General features: G+C 61.3%; 11 protein-coding genes, 4 tRNA genes and 1 pseudogene. 6 read left to right on the top strand and 10 right to left on the bottom strand.

Annotated features, from left to right (window positions below; translation table 11 throughout):
• Positions 1-25 precede the first annotated feature (25 nt).
• Positions 26-4,687, top strand: coding sequence for a dermonecrotic toxin domain-containing protein (locus PSH66_RS09630; protein ID WP_305428909.1), 4,662 nt, complete (start codon positions 26-28; stop codon positions 4,685-4,687).
• Positions 4,688-4,738: 51 nt separating this feature from the next.
• On the opposite strand, the gene PSH66_RS09625 is transcribed toward PSH66_RS09630, so the two are convergent.
• The 4 genes from PSH66_RS09625 to PSH66_RS09610 form a co-directional block, all read right to left on the bottom strand.
• Positions 4,739-4,814: transfer RNA gene (locus PSH66_RS09625), tRNA-Gly, on the bottom strand.
• 3 nt (positions 4,815-4,817) lie between these two features.
• Positions 4,818-4,893: transfer RNA gene (locus PSH66_RS09620), tRNA-Glu, on the bottom strand.
• Between the two features lie 105 nt (positions 4,894-4,998).
• Positions 4,999-5,074, bottom strand: a tRNA-Gly gene (locus PSH66_RS09615).
• A 3-nt stretch (positions 5,075-5,077) separates the two neighbouring features.
• Positions 5,078-5,153: transfer RNA gene (locus tag PSH66_RS09610), tRNA-Glu, on the bottom strand.
• Positions 5,154-5,509: 356 nt separating this feature from the next.
• On the opposite strand from PSH66_RS09610, the gene PSH66_RS09605 reads away from it, so the two are divergent.
• The gene (locus PSH66_RS09605; RefSeq protein WP_003172859.1) at positions 5,510-6,280 is read left to right on the top strand and encodes a hypothetical protein; all 771 of its coding nucleotides are present in this window, start codon (positions 5,510-5,512) and stop codon (positions 6,278-6,280) included.
• A 134-nt stretch (positions 6,281-6,414) separates the two neighbouring features.
• Positions 6,415-7,233 carry an alpha/beta fold hydrolase gene (locus PSH66_RS09600; RefSeq protein ID WP_305428907.1) on the top strand — a complete coding sequence of 273 codons (819 nt, stop codon included), beginning with the start codon at positions 6,415-6,417 and terminating at the stop codon, positions 7,231-7,233.
• A 36-nt stretch (positions 7,234-7,269) separates the two neighbouring features.
• On the opposite strand, the gene PSH66_RS30085 is transcribed toward PSH66_RS09600, so the two are convergent.
• The 4 genes and pseudogenes from PSH66_RS30085 to PSH66_RS09585 all read right to left on the bottom strand — a co-directional run bounded on the left by PSH66_RS30085 (position 7,270) and on the right by PSH66_RS09585 (position 11,721).
• Positions 7,270-7,974, bottom strand: a complete 705-nt coding sequence (locus PSH66_RS30085) for a methyl-accepting chemotaxis protein (protein ID WP_370694844.1) — start codon at positions 7,972-7,974, stop codon at positions 7,270-7,272.
• A 201-nt stretch (positions 7,975-8,175) separates the two neighbouring features.
• Positions 8,176-8,355 (bottom strand): annotated as a pseudogene (locus tag PSH66_RS30080) (HAMP domain-containing protein); the annotation flags it as partial.
• A 996-nt stretch (positions 8,356-9,351) separates the two neighbouring features.
• On the bottom strand, positions 9,352-10,764 hold the full coding sequence (locus PSH66_RS09590) for a PLP-dependent aminotransferase family protein (protein ID WP_305428905.1): 1,413 nt from the start codon (positions 10,762-10,764) through the stop codon (positions 9,352-9,354).
• Between the two features lie 195 nt (positions 10,765-10,959).
• Entirely contained in the window at positions 10,960-11,721 is a 762-nt protein-coding gene (locus PSH66_RS09585) for an SDR family oxidoreductase (RefSeq protein WP_305428904.1), read from the bottom strand.
• A 228-nt stretch (positions 11,722-11,949) separates the two neighbouring features.
• On the opposite strand from PSH66_RS09585, the gene PSH66_RS09580 reads away from it, so the two are divergent.
• Entirely contained in the window at positions 11,950-12,957 is a 1,008-nt protein-coding gene (locus PSH66_RS09580) for an NADP-dependent oxidoreductase (protein ID WP_305428903.1), read from the top strand.
• 74 nt (positions 12,958-13,031) lie between these two features.
• Here the strand turns inward: PSH66_RS09580 and pyrF are convergent, their stop codons facing one another.
• On the bottom strand, positions 13,032-13,730 hold the full coding sequence (gene pyrF, locus PSH66_RS09575; protein ID WP_003172851.1) for an orotidine-5'-phosphate decarboxylase: 699 nt from the start codon (positions 13,728-13,730) through the stop codon (positions 13,032-13,034).
• A gap of 259 nt (positions 13,731-13,989) precedes the next feature.
• On the opposite strand from pyrF, the gene PSH66_RS09570 reads away from it, so the two are divergent.
• On the top strand, positions 13,990-14,754 hold the full coding sequence (locus tag PSH66_RS09570) for a response regulator (RefSeq protein ID WP_003172850.1): 765 nt from the start codon (positions 13,990-13,992) through the stop codon (positions 14,752-14,754).
• Complete coding sequence (locus PSH66_RS09565) at positions 14,754-15,791, top strand: HAMP domain-containing sensor histidine kinase (protein ID WP_003172849.1); 1,038 nt, start codon at positions 14,754-14,756, stop codon at positions 15,789-15,791. Before PSH66_RS09570 ends, PSH66_RS09565 begins: the two co-directional genes overlap by 1 nt.
• Here PSH66_RS09565 and PSH66_RS09560 read toward each other — a convergent pair.
• Positions 15,788-16,849, bottom strand: coding sequence for an AI-2E family transporter (locus PSH66_RS09560; protein WP_003172848.1), 1,062 nt, complete (start codon positions 16,847-16,849; stop codon positions 15,788-15,790). The genes PSH66_RS09565 and PSH66_RS09560 overlap by 4 nt on opposite strands.
• Positions 16,850-16,868: the final 19 nt, after the last annotated feature.

Genomic DNA, 16,868 nt, shown 5'->3' with positions numbered 1-16,868 from the left:
CGGTCTTTGCCCGAGAAGACCCACCATGAACGCCCAACCCGCGCCCGCCGATCAACGCGTCCTGTCGCAGGCTTATCTGCAAACAGTATTCGCTGACAGACCCCGCCTGGAAGATGTCGCCAATGCCCTGCTTCAGCAGGGCTTGAACGAACGCTTCGCCCCCCAGGCGTTGCGCGCCGCCAACCTGGCCATTGGGCAACCCATCAAAGACAGCAGCGGCGGCTATACACAGATCCGCTCGGCGGCGAATGCGCTGATTGAACGCGTCATGCGGAGCGAAGCGCTCCACTACGCGCCCGACCGTCACGTTGTCCTCAATGTCAGCGGCACAATTCCCAAGGCGCTGAGCAGCGCGATGACGATCAATGACCTGGCGCAATTGATCAACCAGAGCGGCCCATTGTTGGTCGCGCATTTTCAACAGCGCCTGGCCGATTATTGGAGTGAACCGGCCACATTGGTCGACCCCTTGAGCAGTCGCTGGCGCATCGTGTCCAAGCACCTGAACCTGTGCCTGAAAAAAGCGCCACAAGTGCCGCCCCTCAGCGTCGAACACTCGCGGCGTGTGCTCGGCGACCTGTATCCCACGCGGGAAGAACGTGACACCGCTGCCGGACGCGACCAGTACCCCGTGTTCCTGGTACACGCCGTCAGCGGTCCGGGACCGGGAGAATGGCTGACCCTGTTACTGCTCAAACGCCGCTGGCAGGGCCGCGATGCCTGCTACCTCTATAGCCCGGGCGGGAGTTTGCTCAGCCTCGATTCGCTGAACAACGTGGCCCCGTTGCTGCCGCGCTATATGAGCGATCACCGCTCCGGCGAGGCCATACGCTGGGCGCTGTTGGAGCCGGACGGCGATGTGTTCGACCGACTGGCCCAAACGTTGCTGGAAAAGCAATTGCACGACTTGGCGCAAATCAGTTGGTCGACCTTCCCTTCGGTGGACTATTACAAACAACTGTTCAATACCCTGACCGCGCCCGATGCCTGGTTTTCACCGCCTGACTCGCCCCATGCCGAGCTTGACGAGTCCCGCTTGCCGGCCTGGTTGCAGGGCGCCAGGCCACAATTACGCCGGCTCTACAGCCAGTGGCTGGATAAATTGGCCGAGGTGGAGCGCGCCTCAGCGGGCGCCGATTACCTCGAAGGTGTGGACACGATCAACGTCTATACCCGCAAGGCCCTGCAAAAACAGATGGCGCTGGATTACCCCCAGGAAGTGGCAATCAATCCGGACGATTACGCGGTTGCAATCACCCGCACCCAGGGCGGAACCGTCGGCTGGACGCAAACGAGCGAACGCAGCCTGACGGAGTGGGCGCTGGACAATCCGTTTACGTCGTCGTACGCCCGCGCCGAGATCAAGAACCTCAAGGAACCCGGCTATATTCCGGATTGGTGGCTTACCACGGATTACCTCAAGACCTTGATCGAACAGGTCGATATCGGCCGACACTACCCGGTTTTTCTTGAGCAAACCCTTACCGGTGACAGCGCTGACGTGCGCCGCCGGCAACGGCTGTTCCATGACCATGCCCGTGCGCAACTGCCATTGCTGGCCTTGGAACACCTGCTGCGCGGGCGTGCCGGATTCACCTGGGAGGGATTCAAAACCCTGCGTGCGCTGCTGTACCCGGAGATGGCCAAGGAACTGGCCAGCGAACGCCTCCCCATCGTCGCCCGGCCACTGGCCTTTCTGTTGCACGCCGGTGCCCGCGCGCACGTAGCCGCCAATATGTTCCTGATCGGTTCGGCCAATGCGGCCAACTCTCCCCACCTGCTCTATCGTCCCGGCGGGCCGCAGATCCTTCAAGCGTTCGCCTCCAGACAAGGCGTGCTGGACGCCATCGCGCAAACCGGCGCGCCGTTGAACACCGCCGTACTGGACAGCCTCGATGAAGCGTCACGCGCCCTGTTTGGCAACGGCGGTTTTCTCAGCCCCCATACCCAGCGGCAACTGCCGGGCGATGAATACAGCCCGCGCACCACTTCATCACCGGCGCTACTCAGTGACGAACAGGTCGCCGGGGACTTTCTGCAGCACGTGTTCACGGAAAATGCCAAGGCACTGGTGGCCACGGCCAGGCAACAAGCAATTGCCACCCAGGCGCAACGCTGGGCCGCGTTTCGCAACGACCTCTGGACGGTGTTCAATGCCGTGCTGCCGCTGCTGCGAGGGCCACTGGCGACCACCGGGTGGCTGGTCCAACTGATGCGCAGCACCCAGGCGCAGGTGTCGGGCCAATCACAGGATGCGGCCGCCGCCAGCGCGGAGTTTATTTCGTCACTGGCCGGCCTGTTGCTGCACCACGTCGCCACCTTGAACGAACGCCTGGGCATTGCGCAGACCAAGCCGCACAGTCTGTCGGCAGAGGCCGGGGCGGTACCGGCGCTCAGGACGATTCAGCTGGAGGGCAGCACGCTGATGCGCTCGGTGCCGCCTAAGGAAATCAGCCCTATGTACACGCCCTCCTGGTCCAGTGCCACGACCACCTTATCGAAGTCCCAGCGCGAAAACCTGGCAACCTTTCGCTGGCGTCCGGAAAACGCGATGCCGTTTCAACGCAACCCGGTGCACCCCAGTTATATCGAAACCAAAGGCCCGACCAAAGGTTTATACCGGGTGTTTACCCGCGAGCAGCGGTACTACCTGCATGCGTATATCAATGGGGAGTTGTACCCGGTCACGGCGGTGGAGGGTGGCTTTCGCGTCATCGATATTCATCAACACACGCGCCTGGGACCCTGGGTCAAAAGCGATGGCAATGGGGTCTGGTCATTTGATTTGCGGCTGCGCCTGATCGGTGGCATGCCTCGAAGCAGGCAGTTGCCCCGTCTCGACGAAATTCGGCGCCGCAATCAGATGCTGGAAGAAGACTACAAACATGCCCGCACCGAACTGGTCAGCGCTGAACTAAGCCTGGAGACCGCTTTCAAGGTTTACAGCGCGATCCGCGATAACCCCGAGCATCCACGCTTCGACTACAGTTTCGAACGTTACAAACAGACACAGCAGGAGCAGGAGCGCTGCCAGGTCAAGTTATTGGAGGCGCTCAAGCGTAAACATGAAAACCAGCCGATCCACCAATTCAACACCGAACTGATCAAACAACTGGATGACATGGTGAGTAACCTGCGCCAGCAAATCGCCCTGCAAGTCATCGCGCGCAATGCCGCCAGGGCCCCCAAGGAGGTGTTCGAAGGCTGGGTAAGCAGTCTGGAGTCCACTGACGATGCCGTCGCCCTGCAGGCTCACCAGGCCATCTTCGAGCAGACGAACACCGCAGCCCGGTTCAACCGGCAACTGCTTGAACTGAGCCTCAAGGAACAGGCGCGCCTGCATGAGTTGTCGTCGGTTCCCAGCTACGACCCCGCCGCCCATCTGCCGGATGAAATGGCAAAAGTCATCGGAACGCCGATGAATTGGCGCATCAAGCTGATCGAAAACTATCAGATCCTGATGCTCAAGCGGCCTCCGATCGGCGCCGAGTACGAAAACTACGGCCCTCTCTCAAAGACGCTGGACTTGTTGATCCGCGAAGTCGTGACGCACGACAATCTGTCGGCGGCCGACGAGCTGCCACGCGACGAGCGTATCGAACTGCTGGGGGAAGTGATCAATCAATACACCGCCATCCAGGACCGTCTCGACTTTGTCGGCGCGCCGTCCTCCGACCTGTTCGACCTCAACGTTTTCGAGCAGTTGGAGCGTTTGATCACCGATGTGCGCGAGGAAGCCGAACAGGCACAGGCACAACTGCTCAAAGAGCAAGCCCGGGAACCCGTTGCCAAGGCGCCCACCCGGCGCCCTTCAGGCTCGCGGCAGCGCTTGATCGTGACCCGTAACAAACACGTGTTCAGGGGACAGGTACGCGAGCGCACACCGGAGCAGGACGCAGACATCGTCGACGTCGAAGAGCCCATTGACCATCAGCGCCTGGGAACCTTCAAAGCCAGCGAAGAGGCCGGAGTATGGGAAGAAATTCGCGCGCAAGCGCCCCGTCCCCATCCACCTGCGCGCAGTGTAAAAAGCCTGATGGACGATGCCGACATCCTGCTGGAACGCGCTGAGCACGCAATCATCGAGGCCCACAGGATAGCCCAGACCTCCAATTCGCCCATTACGGTCGAAGAAGAATTGACCCGGATTGCCGCAAACGCACGCGAGAAGGCCGGCAAGCTGCGCCAAGCCATTGTTCAACGCGCAAAACCCGCCAGCGCCCGGGAAGCGAGCCAGCTCAATGACCTGGAAACCACGGCAACCGCCTTGACGAAAGAAGGCCGCCTTCTGCGCATTGAAATCATCAAGCGAAACCCGCCGCAAGCTTCGCGAATTCAGTACCTCAAGGAGCAAGGCGAAATCGAAATCGTAAAGATCGAAGGCCGGGTCAAACTGCGCCGCGATGGCGACTACCTGCAGGAATACCTGATCCGCGACAACGACCGCACACCGCTGGCCTACGCGCACTTTCACTACCGCACGAAACAGGCGCCCCTCGCGGAATTCACCGCCGGGCACCTGAAACGAACCGACCAACGTTATGTGGGCTTTGTCTCAACCGAAGGGCAACCGGCGCAGAATCTGTTGCAGGTGCATCGCAGCGTGATCGGGTCGCGGCTGGCCGAGGCGCTGTTTTTCGGGGTTACGCGAAGCATGCCCCGCACTGGCAGGGGCAAATATTGGTAACGCGCACACACAAAAACGCCGATCATCTCTGATCGGCGTTTTCGTTAAATATGGAGCGGGAAACGAGACTCGAACTCGCGACCCCGACCTTGGCAAGGTCGTGCTCTACCAACTGAGCTATTCCCGCAAATGGCGTCCCCTAGGGGACTCGAACCCCTGTTACCGCCGTGAAAGGGCGGTGTCCTAGGCCACTAGACGAAGGGGACACGCTACTGAAATACATGGTGTGTACTTCAGTGCCCAGAGGCCTGGTCCGAAGACCGGGTCCTGGTTTCACTCAGCGCCGCCCGAAAGCCACACTGCTTGTAAATTGGAGCGGGAAACGAGACTCGAACTCGCGACCCCGACCTTGGCAAGGTCGTGCTCTACCAACTGAGCTATTCCCGCATATGGCGTCCCCTAGGGGACTCGAACCCCTGTTACCGCCGTGAAAGGGCGGTGTCCTAGGCCACTAGACGAAGGGGACACACGTACAACATTCACTCCCTACCGCGTTTCGCTGTGTGCTTTACGCTGTAAGTGGCGCGCATTCTATGGATGGATTGAAAGGTCGTCAACCCCCAAGGATAAATTTATTTAAATCAATGACTTCGCCCCCGTTTACCGGTCCATGAGGGCATTCTGCCTGTCCGGACCCTGGCGCCTATATTCTGGCACCCGACAAGACGCTATAGTTCACCCAAGCAAATGATGGCAATGTGCATCCATGCAGGGAGGCTACTATAGATAGAAGAAACTACCTGGCAATTGGTCGATCAATCCTATCCGATAGCCAGCGCAGTCACTACACTCCACTGTAAACCCTATAAAGAGGTCACACCGGTGACACCACTCATGATCACCCTGCTGGTAATAGCCGGGATCGCAATACTGATCGCCATTGGCTATATGAACCACGTGGTGGAAAACAACAAGCTGGAAAAGCAGCGCACCGAAATCGAACTTAACGATCGCCTGCGTCGCTGCGGTGAAATCACCGAGACTTTCCCCGGCCAGTTCATGACCCCGACGCTCAAGCTGTTGTTGACCCGCCTGGAGCTCAACGTCAACCAGCGGCTGTCGAACCTGAACAAGACCAATGCTACATACAAAGCGCGCATCACCGAGTTGAGCGCGCTGGTGGCCCAGGGCGAATCCATCCCGGTGAACAACCCACCCGCGCCGATCCAGACCGAAGCCAAGGCCAAGGATGTACGCTTCCTGCTCGAGGCCCTGCATGGCCAGGTCACTCGCGCCGCCCAGGACGGTTTCCTGCCGACCAACGAAGCCAAGCACTGGATCAAGGAAATACGCCATATCCTGGTGCTGCTGCACATCGAGTTCTTCAACAACCTCGGCCAACATGCCTTGCAGCAAGGTCAGCCGGGGCAAGCGCGCCTGGCCTTCGAGCGTGGCGCGCAATACCTGCGCAAACAGCCGGAGCCGGTGCTCTACAGCGCCCAACTGCAGCAGTTGGAAGGCCAACTGGCCCGCGCCAACGCCACGGTACTGGTCAACAGCAAACAGACGATAGACGAGGCCAGCGAACTGACCGAGGGCATGAAGGAAGTCGACGCCGACGCCGAATGGAAAAAGAAAGCCATCTACGACTGATCATGTCATCCGTGGCCTGTCTGGGGTGAGCGGACCCGCGCACCCCAGACAAGATGCCATTACTTTGCCCCTATCCCCTCGCCCCCGACTCGCGTAAAAAAGTGCCCCTCACTCCGTGAAGTTAGAGGCCTGCTATGCCTGTCGCCGTGATTGATGAACAACCGTTGCACTACACCGACCAGGGCACCGGCCCTGTCGTCCTGCTTGGCTCAAGCTACCTGTGGGATCGCGACATGTGGGCGCCGCAGATCAGCGCGTTGTCGCAAAAATATCGCGTCATCGTGCCCGAGTTGTGGGGCCATGGTGAATCAGGCCCACTGCCTGTATCGACCCGTTCCCTCGACGACCTGGCGCGCCAGACCCTGGCCCTGCTGGACCACCTGGATATCGAACATATCAACCTGGTAGGCCTTTCGGTCGGCGGCATGTGGGGCGCACGCCTGGCGCTGCTGGCGCCTGAGCGGGTCAACAGCCTGGTGCTCATGGACACCTACCTGGGTGCCGAGCCCGAGGCCACGCGCCAGTACTACTTCTCGCTGTTCAACATGATTGAAGACGCCGGCGCCATCCCCACGCCATTGCTGGATGTGATCGCCCCGATCTTCTTTCGCCCAGGTATCGACCGCGAATCGGCGTTGTATCAGGATTTTCGTCAGGCGCTGCAGGCATTTCCCCGCGAACGTCTGTTGGACAGCATCGTGCCGTTGGGCCGGTTGATCTTCAGCCGCGAGGACATATTGGCGCAGCTGTCGCGCCTGGATGCGGACACCACGCAAGTCATGTGCGGCGAGCAGGACAAACCCCGGCCGCCTGAGGAGTCCCGGGAAATGGCCGAGCTGATCGGTTGCGAGTTGATTCTGATCCCCGAGGCCGGGCACATTTGCGCTCGGGAAAACCCGGACTTCGTCAACGAAGCATTGCTGACCTTCCTCGCCAACAACACCAACACCTGAGCCCCCTCCCCGTTGATCGCCGCACTCAAGCGGCGATTAAAGGCGGAAGTGCCCCACCATGCCCTTGAGCTCGGCCCCCAACTGCGCCAACTCGATGCTCGACGCGGCATTGCCTTGCATGCTCAACGCCGATTGATCGGCACTGGCGCGGATGCTGGTGACGCTGCGGTTGATTTCCTCGGCCACCGAGCTTTGCTCCTCGGCGGCGGCGGCGATCTGCTGGTTCATCTGCTGGATCAACGAGACGGCCGCCGCGATGCTGCCCAAGGCGCTTTCGGTTTCCAGGGCATCACTGACCGCCAGCTTCACCAGTTCGCCGCTCTGTTGAATTTGCTGCACCGACGACTGCGCGGCGCTGCGCAAAGTGCTGACCAGTCGCTCGATTTCTTCGGTCGATTGCTGGGTGCGCTTGGCCAGTGCGCGCACCTCATCGGCCACCACGGCAAAGCCACGCCCCTGCTCGCCCGCACGGGCCGCTTCGATCGCGGCGTTCAACGCCAGCAAGTTGGTCTGCTCCGCCACACTTTTGATGACGCCCAATACCGCGCCAATGTTCTGGATCTCCGCACTCAGGCTGTCGATACTCGTGCTGGCACTGGCACTGGACGTGGCTAACAACTCGATGCGCTGCAAGCTCTGGCGCACCACTTGCTGGCCGCTCTCAACCTTGTCATCGGCGGTCTGCGCGGCTTGCGCGGCCTCTTCGGCGTTGCGCGCGACATCGTGCACAGTGGCCGTCATCTGATTCATTGCCGTGGCCACCTGCTCGGTCTCTTCCTTCTGGCTGCTGACCTCGACGTTGGTTTGCTCGGTGACACTGGACAGCGAATGCGCCGAACTGGCCAATTGCTCGATCCCCGCCTGCAACCCGCTGACCATCTGGCTCAAACCGTTGCCCATCTGTTGCATCGCCTGCATCAACTGGCCGATTTCATCACGGCGGCTGACCTCCATCCTGCCGGTCAAGTCGCCGGCGGCAATCTGTTGCGCTACCGCGATCACGCGGCGCAACGGGGCGACGATCAAGCGCGTGATCACCCAGGCCGCAATCAACCCCACCAACAATGCCAGCGCTGACGAGCCGATGATCAACAACGTGCTTTTCTTCAATTGCGCCTGCATCGACTGGTCTTCTGCGTCATATGCCTGGTTGACCCGGCTGACCACCTCGGCCGCACGGTCATGCAATTGTTTGTAGACCACCTTCTCCTGTGCCAGCAGGCCAGTGTACTCACCGAGCTTCTCGGTGAAGGCGGCGATGTGCCCTGAGACTTCGTTGAGCACCGTCTGGTAGCCAGGATCCTTGACCGCGATTTTCAGTTGCTCGACCTGAGCCAGGGCCTGGTCGGCCTGTTCGATCTTGCCTTGCTCGGCGTCGTCCGCATCGACCTTGCGACTCTGGTCCAGGCGTACATGCGCTTCGTTCATGGCTTGCAGCATCAAGCGCGACACTTGGCTGATCTGCCCGGACTGTTCGATAAACTCGGCGCCCTCCTTGCCCTGGCTTTCCTTGAGGCCATAAGTACCGTCGTCCGACAGGCCGGCCTGCAACACATCGAGGTTATTGGCCACACTGGACACTGACCAACTGGCCATTTCCAGCGCCAGGTCCTTGGTCTGAGTCAGCTCGACAAACTCATCGAACGCCTTGCGGTAGGCGGTCAGGGCCGACTCGACATCCGTCATGACCGGCACGTTGGCGGCGGACTGCGCCTTGAGGCTCGCCGCCAGGGCCGCCAGGGCAGCAACGCTTTCATGCAGCGCGTCGACGGCCTTGGGGTCGGCGTGCAATGCGTAGTCCTGCTCGATCAGTCGCACCTTGAGCAGGCCACTGTTGAGCGACGACATGGCCTTGAGGCCTTCGAAGCGCTGACCAACGGTTTGCAGGGACCACACGCCAATGGCCGCTACCAGCGCGGTCAGCAGCAGCACCAAGGCAAAGCCCAAGCCCAGTTTTATCGCCATACCCAGGTTGGCGAAACGTCGTTGCACGCCCGAAATCATTGCACTTGATCCTCTTGCAATGGCGGATGCCATCAAGCCCGATAGACAAGCAGAGAGATTCGCAACGACCAGGCCATGAGCACAAGCCATTGGCGCCACAATAATGGCAAAAAGCTACACGCTCGTCGTTTTCAGAAAGGTCGAGGTCGATCTGGCGGGCCCCATGGCCCGGAACAACGCCAAGGCCCGTTGATCACCAGCATAGGCCACATTGATGCGCAGCCACTCACTGGTTTCGCCGGTCGGGCTGAATAACGCGCCAGGCGATAACAATACACCCAACCGCCGCGCACACGCCTGCAAGCGCGATTGCTGTCCCGCCGCGGGCCGTGCCCACACAAACATCCCACCGGCGGGGACCGCGAAGACCTCCCATTCTTCGTCCTCCAGTACCTGCAGCGTGGCGGTCATTTCGGCGCTCAGGCGCTTGCGCAGGCGCTGTACCCACTTGCGATAAGTCCCGTTGGCCAGCAACACGGCGACCACCGCTTCGGCAAACCGCGAGGTCCCGAAGCCGGTCAAGGTCTTGAGACTGACCAATTGGGTGATGATCGCCGTGCTTGCGCAAAGGTAGCCCACGCGTAACGCACTGCTCAGTGTCTTGGAAAAACTCGCGACGTAGATCACCCGATCCGCATGAGGCAACGCCGACAGCCGCGTGCAACTGGCATGTTGCAGATCGGCGTAGACATCTTCCTCGATGATCAGGAAGTTCTCGCGGTGCGCCAGCTCCAGCAAGCGCTCGGCCACCGCTCGGCACAGGCTGGTGCCGGTGGGGTTGTGATACAGGCTTTGAGTGAACAGGCATTTGGGATGGTGCGTGTGCAGCAGCGCTTCCAGTGCCGAGATATCCGGGCCACTGCGCGTGCGCGGCACCTCCAGTAAACGAACCCCCTGGAACGCCAATTGGCGATAGAGGTTGCCGTACCCCGGAGTCTCGACTACCACGCTGTCGCCAGGCTTAAGCAACGTACGGATCAACAGGTCCTGGGCATGGCTGGCGCCAGCGGTGGTGAGGATCCGATCCAGGCTGCTGGCGATGTGATTGCGGGTCAAGCGCTTGAGCAATTGCTCGCGCAGTGCCGGCAACCCAAGTGGGGTGCTGTAGTTGAACAGGCCGGCGGTGTCGGTACGGGAGACCTCACGAATCGCGTAGCTGAGGTCATCGCTTTCGCGCCAGGCATCCGGCAACCAGCCACAGCCCAGCTTCAGCTCACCCAGAGGGTTATCGACAAAGGCCCCCCATACCTGCTCCGCACCTTCGTACCAGTGACCTTCATAGGCAGCAGGCGGATGGGCCACGACAAAACCCGCGCCTTGCCTGGGCGCCAGCAGGCCTTGGGCAACCATCCGTTCGAAGGCTTCGATCACGCTGGACTGGCTGAGCAGGTTATCCAGCGCCAACTGGCGAATGGACGGCAAGCGTGTGCCTGGACTCACCCCGTTCTCGCGAATCCACTGCGCCACGGCACTGACGATTTGCTGCACCACCGGTACAAGGGCTTGTCGATCGATCCCTAAATCCATGAGCCACTCACTGTCTGATTTCAACCCGAAGAGTTAAGCACAGAAGCGCGCCACAACCGGTCGCAAAAATCCATTAAATCGTTGATTTAATTGAATTATTTACCTACTGATACAATTCGATCACGGCGTTTTGCCAGCTCTGGAAAAGCCCCACACGCCCCCCTTATGTTTTCGAATACGCGACGGGGCAAGGTCCTAGATAGCCGTCGCGCCGCCGTCCACCGCCAAGGCGTGGCCAGTGGTGAACGCGGCTCCGTCGCTGCACAGGTACAGCACCGCACTGGCGATTTCCTCGACGGTGCCAATACGCCCCACCGGGTGCATGACGGCAGCGAAGTCGGCCTTGCGTGGATCGGCTTCATAGGCACGGCGGAACATGTCCGTATCGATCACTGCCGGGCAGACGGCGTTGACACGTATTTTCTTTTTCGCATATTCGATAGCCGCCGACTTGGTCAGGCCGATCACGGCATGCTTGGAGGCCGCGTAAATACTCATCTTCGGCGCGGCGCCCAAGCCGGCCACCGAGGCGGTGTTGACGATGGCGCCGCCGCCCTGGGCCAACAGCAGCGGCAACTGGTACTTCATGCACAGCCACACGCCCTTGACGTTGACCCCCATGATCGCGTCGAACTCATCCAGGCTACCGTCCGCCAACTTGCCTTTCTCGATCTCGATACCGGCGTTATTGAACGCGTAATCCAGGCGCCCATAGGCGGCAATGGTCTGTGCCATCAATTGCTGCACCTGCGCCTCCCGGGTGACATCACAGCGCACGAACAGCGCTTCGCCGCCCGCTTGCCGGATCAACCCAACGGTGCCCTCCCCGCCGGCCACATCCAGGTCGGCGACCACTACTTTCAAACCTTCAGCGGCGAACGCCAGCGCGGTGGCGCGGCCAATACCGGCGGCGGCGCCGGTCACCAGGGCGACCTGGCCGGAAAACGTCATGCTCATGGAGGGGTATCCTATAGGGGAAATAGCCGTTGGCCGAGTCTAGCCAACGCCGGGAATTGCGCGTCAGCACTATCAGAACCACGGTTAGCGCTGCATGAGCCGTAGTGATAACACCCCACGGCGCTGTATCAATGGCGCCTATCGATGGGCATTCGCCCCCTGCACTGGCCTTGCTCCCAAGCCCTCAAAGGTCTATCACTCAAGGTTCATTTCCAAAGAGTCTCTGCCATGACTGCCCAGACCAATCGTCAATTCCTGCTCGCCAAACGCCCGGTCGGCGCGGCCACGCGGGACACCTTCACGTACCAGGAAGTGCCGGTGGGCACGCCGCAGGACGGGCAAGTGCTGGTGCACAATGAATACCTGTCGCTCGACCCGGCCATGCGCGGCTGGATGAATGAAGGTAAGTCCTACATACCTCCCGTCGGTATCGGCGAAGTGATGCGCGCGTTGGGCGTGGGAAAAGTGATTGCTTCGAACCATCCGAACTTCGCCGTCGGGGACTACATAAACGGTGCGCTGGGCGTGCAGGACTACTTCGTCGGCGAGCCGCGCGGGTTCTACAAGGTTGATCCAAAACTGGCACCGCTGCCCCGCTACCTCTCCGCATTGGGCATGACCGGCATGACCGCCTACTTCGCCCTGCTGGATACCGGCGCGCCCAAGCCCGGTGAGACCGTGGTGATCTCCGGCGCGGCCGGGGCCGTGGGCAGCATTGCCGGGCAGATCGCCAAGCTCAAGGGCTGCCGTGTGATTGGCATTGCCGGCGGTGCCGACAAATGCAAGTTCCTGGTCGATGAACTGGGCTTCGACGCCGCCATCGACTACAAAAACGAAGACGTACCCGCCGCGCTCAAGCGCGAATGCCCCAAGGGCGTGGATGTGTATTTCGACAACGTTGGTGGCGACATCCTCGACGCCGTACTCAGCCGCCTGGCGTTGAGGGCACGGGTGGTGATTTGCGGCGCCATCAGCCAATACAACAACAAAGAAGCGGTGAAAGGCCCGTCCAACTACTTGTCACTGCTGGTCAATCGCGCGCGGATGGAAGGCTTTGTGGTGATGGATCATGCGGCCAACTTTGCCGCCGCCGGACAGGAAATGGCCGGCTGGATGGCGCAGGGCAAGCTCAAGAGCAAGGAAGATATCGTAGCGGGGCTGGAGACCTTCCCGGAAACGCTGATGAAGCTGTTCAACGGCGAAAACTTCGGCAAGTTGGTGCTCAAGGTCAACTGAACCACCCTGGAACCCCTCAATAGGGGAGCGGACTTGGCTCGCTCCCCTGTTTTTTTACCGCGTATGCGTCAAGGTCAGGCGATCTCGGCCACTACCGCCGCCAACGCCTTGGCCGGATCGGCCGCCTGGCTGATCGGACGGCCGATCACCAGGTAGTCGGAACCCGCGTCCAGTGCTTGGCGCGGGGTCAGGATGCGGCGCTGGTCATCCTGGGCGCTGCCCGCCGGGCGGATCCCCGGAGTGACCAATTGCAGCGACGGGTGAGCGGTCTTCAGCGCCTGGGCTTCCAGGGCCGAGCACACCAGGCCATCGAGGCCGGCTTTCTGTGCCAGGGCGGCCAGGCGCAAGACCTGCTCCTGGGGCTCGATGTCCAGGCCGATAGCGGCCAGGTCTTCGCGCTCCATGCTGGTCAGCACGGTCACACCGATCAACAAAGGTTTAGGGCCACTGCGCTGTTCCAGCACTTCACGGCACGCGCTCATCATGCGCAGGCCGCCGGAGCAGTGCACATTGACCATCCACACGCCCATTTCAGCGGCAGCCTTGACCGCCATGGCCGTGGTGTTGGGGATATCGTGGAACTTGAGGTCGAGGAACACCTCGAAGCCCTTGTCACGCAAGGTGCCGACGATTTCCGCAGCGCAACTGGTGAACAGTTCCTTGCCGACCTTGACCCGGCACAGCGCGGGGTCCAACTGGTCAGCCAGCTTCAGTGCGGCGTCACGGGTGGGGTAATCCAGGGCGACGATGATAGGCGTCTGGCAGACGGTCATTGGCATGGGCTCTCAGGCAAGTCGAAATCGGCGCGGATTGTAGCGCAAGCGGTGCCGTTGCGGGATCCGATGATCGGTAAATACTGACCAACCGCTGTCAGGCGGGTATTTTTTGAAATTATGTCAAAGCCGATACATTCACGACATGCCCCCAACATGCCCCGCCGCTAGCCTCGCTCGCACGACCCACCGACCAGCACTTCCAGCCATGGGGCTGGGCGCCTATGCTGACCGCAACGACCAGGCAGATGATCGCACTATGCATACCCCTTTGGCCCCAGTGAACGACGCACAAAAAGGCGCGGTGATCACCGATGACAAGCGCTGGAACACTCGCGCGCTGATCGTCGATGACGACGTGCCGATCCGCGAACTACTTATCGACTACCTGGCCCGCTTCAATATCCTTGCCATCGGCGTTACCGACGGCGCGGCGATGCGCCTGGCCATGCACGCCGAAGCCTTTGATGTGGTGGTGCTCGACCTGATGCTGCCGGGCGAGGACGGGCTGTCACTGTGCCGCTGGCTGCGCTCGGAGTCGGATATTCCGATCCTGATGCTCACCGCCCGCTGCGAGCCCACCGACCGCATCATCGGCCTGGAGCTGGGCGCCGATGACTACATGTCCAAGCCGTTCGAGCCGCGCGAGCTGGTGGCGCGTATCCAGACGATCCTGCGCCGCGTGCGCGATGACCGCACCGAGCAACGCGCCAACATCCGCTTCGATAATTGGCGCCTCAACAGCGTGCTGCGCCAGCTGGTGGCCGACAATGGCCTGGTGGTGCCGCTGTCCAACGCCGAGTTCCGCCTGCTGTGGGTGTTTATCGAACGTCCGCGCCGGGTGCTGAGCCGCGAGCAATTGCTGGATGCGGCCCGTGGGCGTTCCATCGAAGCGTTCGATCGCAGCATCGACCTGCTCGTCTCGCGCCTGCGCCAGAAACTCGGGGATGACCCCAAGGCACCGCAGTTGATCAAGACCGTGCGCGGCGAAGGCTACTTGTTCGACGCACGGGATATCGGTTGATGCGTGCTCCCTTCAACACACTGTTCGGTCGGTTGTTCGGCGTGTTGCTGGTGGCGATTGTGCTGGCCCATGTGTTGGCGTTCTTCTGGTTTCACCATTACGGGCCCCCACCGCCGCCACCGCAGGAGACTTTTGTGGAGCAGGCGGACGGCACGTGGGTGGCGCAGCACAAGGAGCATCGCCGTCCCTGGTTTGGCGGGCCGGTGGTACCGCTGACGTTCCAGTTCATTTCGCTGATCATCGCCGCCTGGTACGGTGCCAAGTTGCTCAGCCGGCCGATACAGCGCCTGAGTGAAGCCGCCGAGCGCCTGAGCCTGGACCTCGACAGCCCGCCCCTTGACGAGTCAGGACCCCGAGAGGCGCGCCAGGCCGCATCGACCTTCAACCTGATGCAACGCCGGATACGTGAACAAGTCAGCCAGCGCGCGCGCATGCTCGGTGCCGTCTCACACGACCTGCGTACCCCGCTGTCACGCCTCAAGCTGCGCCTGGAACAGATCGAAGACCCGCGATTGCAGGGCCAGATGCGCCAGGACCTGGATGACATGATCGACATGCTCGACGCCACCCTGAGCTACCTGCACGAACAACGCACCAGCGAAACCCTGCAGTGGCTGGACGTGCAGGCGCTGGTGGAGTCCATGAGCGAAAACGCGCAGGACCAAGGCTCGGACGTGCAATTCGCCGGCACTTGCGCCCCACTGCAAGTGCAGCCCATGGCGCTGCGGTCGTGCCTGAACAACCTGATCGACAACGCCCTGCGCTATGCCGGCACGGCGCGTATCGAGTTGACCGACAGCCGCGAGGCCCTGGTAATCCGCGTTATCGACCAGGGTCCCGGGATTGCCGCCGACAAGCGCGAGGCCGTGTTCGAGCCGTTCTATCGGCTTGAAGGTTCGCGCAACCGAAATTCCGGCGGCGTCGGCCTGGGCATGACCATTTCCAAAGACGCAGTGGAACGTCTCGGTGGCCGCCTGCGCCTGGAAGAGACACCGGGCGGCGGCTTGACCGCGGTGATGTGGTTGCCCAGGGCTTAAAGAGGCTTGTCTTCGGGGCGCCTCGGCGCGTGGGTCGCGCTCCAATCCATCAGCAGGCTGTACGCCACCGCCAGCAGAGTCGGGCCGATAAACAAGCCGATAAAGCCAAAGGCGATCAAACCGCCGAACACCCCGAGCAACACGATCACCAGTGGCAGGTTGCCGCCACGGCTGATCAGGTACGGCTTGAGCACGTTGTCCACGCCACTGATGATGAAAGTGCCCCACACGCCCAGGAACACGGCATAGGTGTAATCGCCCTTCCATGCCAGCCAGGCCGTGGCCGGGATCCACACCAGCGGCGGCCCCATGGGAATCAGGCTGAGCAGGAAGGTAACGATCCCCAGCACCAGCGCGCCCGGCACACCGGCGATCAGGAAGCCGATCAGCGCCAGCACCGCTTGGGCGGCAGCGGTGCCGATCACGCCGTTGACCACCCGTTGCACCGTACCGGCCACCAGTTCGATGTAGTAACCGGCGCGGTCACCGATCAGGCGCTCCAACAGCCGGTGCACAAACATCGCCAAGCGTGGGCCATCGCGATAGAAAAAGAACACGAATACCAGGCTCAGGGTCAGCTCAAGGATGCCGCCGCCGATCTGCGCACTGCGCGCCAGCAACCAGTTGCCCACCTGCCCCAGGTACGGCTTGATACTGACCATCAGCGCCGCGCCCTGCTGGTCGATGCTGTTCCACATGCCGACCAGGCGCTCCCCCACAAACGGGATCGACCCCAGCCAGGTTGGCGCCTCGGGCAGGCCGTCGACCTGAATATCCTTGATCAATGCCACGGCGTCGCGCACATGGTCCGCCAGATTGAACCCCAGCCACACCAGCGGCACTGCCACCAGCAACATCCAGCCCAGGGTCAGGATGCCGGCCGCCAACGATTCACGACCGCCCAGCCAGCGCGTCAGCAGCACCATCAGCGGCCAGCTGGCAAACGCAAGGACAGCGCCCCAGAACAGCGCCGACCAGAACGGCGCCATCACCCAGAAGCTGGCACCAAACAGCACCAGCAGCAGGATTTGCACCAGCAGGCGATCGTTATTGAGCATGGGGTCTCTCGAGAAGAAG

Source organism: Pseudomonas sp. FP597, from assembly GCF_030687435.1.
GTDB lineage: Bacteria > Pseudomonadota > Gammaproteobacteria > Pseudomonadales > Pseudomonadaceae > Aquipseudomonas > Aquipseudomonas lactucae.
This window is presented reverse-complemented; position numbering and strand designations above follow the sequence as displayed.

Excerpts from the sequence above, each read along its gene's own strand:
- pyrF (WP_003172851.1), bottom strand. The coding sequence starts at position 13,730 with ATGACCGTCTGCCAGACGCCTATCATCGTCGCCCTGGATTACCCCACC.
- PSH66_RS09590 (WP_305428905.1), bottom strand. The coding sequence starts at position 10,764 with ATGGATTTAGGGATCGATCGACAAGCCCTTGTACCGGTGGTGCAGCAA.
- PSH66_RS09560 (WP_003172848.1), bottom strand. The coding sequence starts at position 16,849 with ATGCTCAATAACGATCGCCTGCTGGTGCAAATCCTGCTGCTGGTGCTG.
- PSH66_RS09630 (WP_305428909.1), top strand. The coding sequence starts at position 26 with ATGAACGCCCAACCCGCGCCCGCCGATCAACGCGTCCTGTCGCAGGCT.
- PSH66_RS09565 (WP_003172849.1), top strand. The coding sequence starts at position 14,754 with ATGCGTGCTCCCTTCAACACACTGTTCGGTCGGTTGTTCGGCGTGTTG.
- PSH66_RS09570 (WP_003172850.1), top strand. The coding sequence starts at position 13,990 with ATGCATACCCCTTTGGCCCCAGTGAACGACGCACAAAAAGGCGCGGTG.
- PSH66_RS09585 (WP_305428904.1), bottom strand. The coding sequence starts at position 11,721 with ATGAGCATGACGTTTTCCGGCCAGGTCGCCCTGGTGACCGGCGCCGCC.
- PSH66_RS09600 (WP_305428907.1), top strand. The coding sequence starts at position 6,415 with ATGCCTGTCGCCGTGATTGATGAACAACCGTTGCACTACACCGACCAG.
- PSH66_RS30085 (WP_370694844.1), bottom strand. The coding sequence starts at position 7,974 with ATGACGGCCACTGTGCACGATGTCGCGCGCAACGCCGAAGAGGCCGCG.
- PSH66_RS09580 (WP_305428903.1), top strand. The coding sequence starts at position 11,950 with ATGACTGCCCAGACCAATCGTCAATTCCTGCTCGCCAAACGCCCGGTC.